A 4330-nucleotide genomic window follows, 5' to 3' on the forward strand; every position below is an offset into this window, starting at 1 on the left:
ATCCTTTATTTGGAATTATTCTGCGAAGAAAATTCAACTCTCTTAATAATGTTTTGTTAATTTTATCAAACGAAAGGATAAAACACTTTTACGTTGGCATTCATTATAACAAAACCAAGAAACCAATGAAAAACATAATAATTTTAGTACTACTAATAATATTTTCATCCTGTAATAATGGAGAAAAAAAGGAAGAAAAAATAGTAGAGAAAGAACCTACTTCAGAGGAAAGAGCAAAATATGCAGAACTGAAAAACGAAGCCTGGAGTCTATATGAAAATCAAGATTATTTAGCATCTGCAAAGAAATATTCAGAAGCATTTGTTACTCTTGGAAATAAAGGGAATTCAACCGACAGATATAATGCTGCTTGTTCTTGGGCTTTAGCAAATCAAATTGACTCATCTTTCGTGCAATTATTCAGAATAGCAGAGAAAGGTAATTACGGTAATTATAGACATATTACAACAGATAGTGATTTGTCTAATCTACATTCTGATAAAAGATGGAATGAAGTTTTAGATTTAGTTAAAAGCAATAAAGAAAAAGCAGAAGCAAATTTGGACAAACCTTTAGTCGCAATTCTTGATACAATATATCAAGAAGACCAAGGTTTAAGAAGACAAATTAGGGAGGTTGAGGAAAAATATGGTAGAGATTCGGACGAAATGAAAGCGCATTGGAAAACCATAAGTGAAAAAGACTCAATCAATCTTATAAAAATTCAGAAGATCCTTGACGAAAGAGGTTGGCTTGGTCAAGACATAATTGGAGGACAAGGAAATATGACATTATTTTTAGTCATTCAACATTCGCCAATTGAAATACAGGAAAAATATTTACCAATGATGAGAGAAGCGGTCAAGAAAAATAATGCACGACCAAGTAGTTTAGCATTATTAGAGGACAGAGTAGCTTTAAGAACTGGCAAAAGACAAATTTACGGTAGTCAAATTGGGAGAAACCAAGAAACAGGAGAGTTTTATGTTTCTCCAATCGAAAATCCAGAAAAAGTTGATGAAAGAAGAGCCGAAGTTGGACTTGGTACTTTACAAGAATATATATCGAATTGGAATATAACTTGGGATGTAGAAAAACATAAAGAAATGACTGCGAAATTAGAGGCTGAAAAAAAATAACGAAATGCCAACAATGGCTATAAGTAATTGCTTGTTCTCGCCTACTTCTGAAAAACCTCGCGGATTTTCAGTTTGGTGTGTACTTGCAAAGTTTAGTACTAACCCACGCAACTACTCATAGCCGAGACCGGTTGTATTCAATTTATCACGATAACAATATAAATAGAAGCTTAAACTAACTTCACTACTCAAAAAATATTAGATGGAAGAAATCAAAAAAAATCAAAATCTTTTAAAAGAACTTAAAGAGAATGTTAACCATGTTAAGTTAAAGGTTTTTTTAAAAAAGCATAAAAAAGAAATCCTTGCTTCAAAAGCTGCTCTTTTATGGATCATTGAAAATATTGAAAATATAAAAGAATTTATAGAAACTACTACCAATTTATTTCATTCTCCGGTAGAAAGAATGTTAGATGTCGATAGTTTGAATATTTTCGAAGAATCTTTCAATGACATGTTTGACAACGAAAAAGAATTATACATCTATATATGTAAAAGAATAGCAGTAATTAATAACTTTCAGAGTGCTTATTCCAAACAAAATGATATTTACATTGACATTGATTCTTTCTAATAAATGAAAATAAGAGAACATTCATTGTCGATAGAAACAGATGAACTATTAGGGGGAGAGATTAAGAGTGGAGAGGCTAGTATGTCAAGTCTTTTTTCATATGACAATGGAACAACATACTATAATCCTTTTATCTTTTTATTAGTATCTAGAAAATCATTAGTGGATAGAAGCAAGCCTTTATCTTTAGATGACGTTTCGAGGGCATTTAGGAAATTTGAATCATCAGGTAAAAGTTTTGAACAAAAATTTAGGTTTTTATTACATCAAACTACTTCTAGCCATGAAGTAAGACACTTTCATGATTGCTTGTGTACAAAAATTGGGATAGAAGATTTTACGAAGACTATTTTATTTATTGATGATATAATTAAAGCTCTCCATAATATAAAATTCTTTGGGGAGTATATTAAAGAGCCGATTTTACAAACTAATAAAGAGAATAGTACTAAAGGACAGCATGTTGACGAGATTCGTAAACTTGTAAGATTATGTAGAAATTTTAAAATATATAGGACTCTTTTTAATGGTGATTTATTATCTGCAACAGGCCCCCTAGAATTAACTGATTATGATATTATATGGTATAAATTTAAATTGCCTATGTATGGTGAAAATCAAATTGAAGTTCCTGTATATCCAGCAACAGCAATAGTAGGTGGCGAAAAAAAATGTTATTTGCAATCTCTTGGATTCAGGGCAATGACAGAATGTCAAGCAGTTACCTGGCAAAATAAATATTTGAGATCTTTTGGAAAAGAATATTCAGCAACTTATAATAATTTACTCAGGAAAAAGCCGGTTTATACTGTGCTAAATGCTTTTTTAAATAAAATCTACAAAAATAACAATCTAAATATAAGCAACCTAGGTGGGGATGACATACTTTATGAAAGTATTGATTACAGCTTGCATAATGGATCTTTATACAATTTTTTCAAAAAAACAACTCATCCTATTTCGATCCTAAAAGATACAATAAGTAACCTTAATGGAAATAAAACACCTAAGTCTTCGAATATTACAAGTAATTCTATTGAGCTAGATAATGAATCAATAGAAAATTTGACAAATTTGCCAAAAGAAATCTTCAATTGGGTTCGTAAATATGTTTGGAATGAAAGTAAAGATGTCATAACAAGAAGTATCAAGACTTTTCATTTTTTATCGGGAGAGGAACATGAAGCTCAGCTTTATTTTGCAAATATTGGGAAGCTGCCACACCCCCCATACTCATTGGAATCTGATAAATTATATTCTCTTATGGATTCGGATGCTATTAATGAACTTAATAAAGTATTAGTTCCATGGATTTTTGTAATTGAAATCGTTGAATCTCTATGTGCATTCTCAAGCGATTTTAAGTGTCCTATTGCATATAGGTTACATGGGCAAATGTATAAGCACAAGGAATTTCATTGTCATGAGTTTTGCGAGAAATCTTTGCCAGGTGGAACTTGTGGTCATTTTGTTATCGGAGAATCACTCACAAAACATGTTAATTGCTATTGGAAAGAACTTCTGATAAATTTTGCACTTTGCAGGAGTAAATAAACAGAATACAACAAAAGTAACCGTTGCACAATCAAGTAATATTTGTAAAAAATAAGAACAAAGCCTTAAGAGTATGCGAATTTGCAAGCTTTTAAGGCTTTGTTTTTACAGTTGGTTTTGTTTGTGTTTTAAATTTTTAAGGCCTTAAAACAAGCTCAAGAGAGTCAAGATAACTTCTCAAAGAAGAAAATAAAACAATGGCCTGTCTGGTCATTGTTTCAGCTGTTTTGCTCATGAATTTCATTAGTTTTTTAAGGTTATAGGCCGTTGCAGACATGTGCATCACTTTATTAGCCTGGGCAATTCCGATGGTGTTGATTTTGCGAAGTCCCATAAATTGGGTTAAGCTTCCGAAAATCGGTTCGACCGTAGATTGGCGCTTGCCTTTCATGTATTTGCCGAACTTGCTGCGAACCCTTTTGTTGTTACGCTCATACTCTTCTTTGTAAACAGTAATGGCGATCCTCTTTTCAAAACTCTTGCCAATACATTTTTGTTTTATCGGACAGTTTTTACAATCACTTCTTTTGGTCAGGTAATGATCCTGAAGAGAATTTGTCACCATTTTCCGCTTTCGAAAAGTAACTTTTTTTCCCTGTGGGCAAAGCCAGTAATTTTCTTCCTTGCAGAAGGTAAAGCCTTCGGGACCGCCCTTGTAAGTTCCATGTGGTGGAATGTAGCTGATAATGTTTTCCTTTTCAAGAAATGCATAGTTTTCTCCGCTACTGTAACCAGCATCAGCCAAAAGAGTTGTCCACAACAAGCCTTGCTTTTTCAATCGATGCTTTAAGCGCTTTGTGGCATCCTGCAGGTACTGATTGTCTTTTTTATCGGCATGATAAGCTTTCACATCTGTTATTACATGATTGGCTGTATCAACACTGATATTATTTAGATAATTCAGTTTTCTGGCTTTGCCAGGCTTTACACTGATTCTGGCATCGGGATCGGTTGGACTGTAATGGGTCTTGTTACTGGTGTACTTGGCGCCTTTGTTAGCAGCTCCCGGACGTTGATCCTGATTTTTCTGCCAGTTACGGTTGCGACTTTTTATCCCTTGCAG

The 4330-nt window shown here is 33.0% G+C and carries 4 protein-coding genes; 3 read left to right on the forward strand and 1 reads right to left on the reverse strand.

The genetic code is table 11. The annotated features are described in order from the left end of the window. The 3 genes from BXY64_RS21170 to BXY64_RS21180 form a co-directional block, all read left to right on the forward strand. Window positions 1-1139: DUF6624 domain-containing protein (locus tag BXY64_RS21170; protein WP_120241971.1), on the forward strand; the 1139-nt coding region annotated here is incomplete at its 5' end. 202 nt (window positions 1140-1341) lie between these two features. Beyond that, window positions 1342-1713 carry a hypothetical protein gene (locus tag BXY64_RS21175; RefSeq protein WP_120241972.1) on the forward strand — a complete coding sequence of 124 codons (372 nt, stop codon included), beginning with the start codon at window positions 1342-1344 and terminating at the stop codon, window positions 1711-1713. A gap of 3 nt (window positions 1714-1716) precedes the next feature. Further along, entirely contained in the window at window positions 1717-3267 is a 1551-nt protein-coding gene (locus BXY64_RS21180) for a hypothetical protein (RefSeq protein ID WP_120241973.1), read from the forward strand. 136 nt (window positions 3268-3403) lie between these two features. Here the strand turns inward: BXY64_RS21180 and BXY64_RS21185 are convergent. Beyond that, window positions 3404-4330: transposase (locus BXY64_RS21185; RefSeq protein ID WP_211334571.1), on the reverse strand; the 927-nt coding region annotated here is incomplete at its 5' end.

The organism is Marinifilum flexuosum (assembly GCF_003610555.1).
GTDB classification, from domain to species: Bacteria; Bacteroidota; Bacteroidia; order Bacteroidales; family Marinifilaceae; genus Marinifilum; species Marinifilum flexuosum.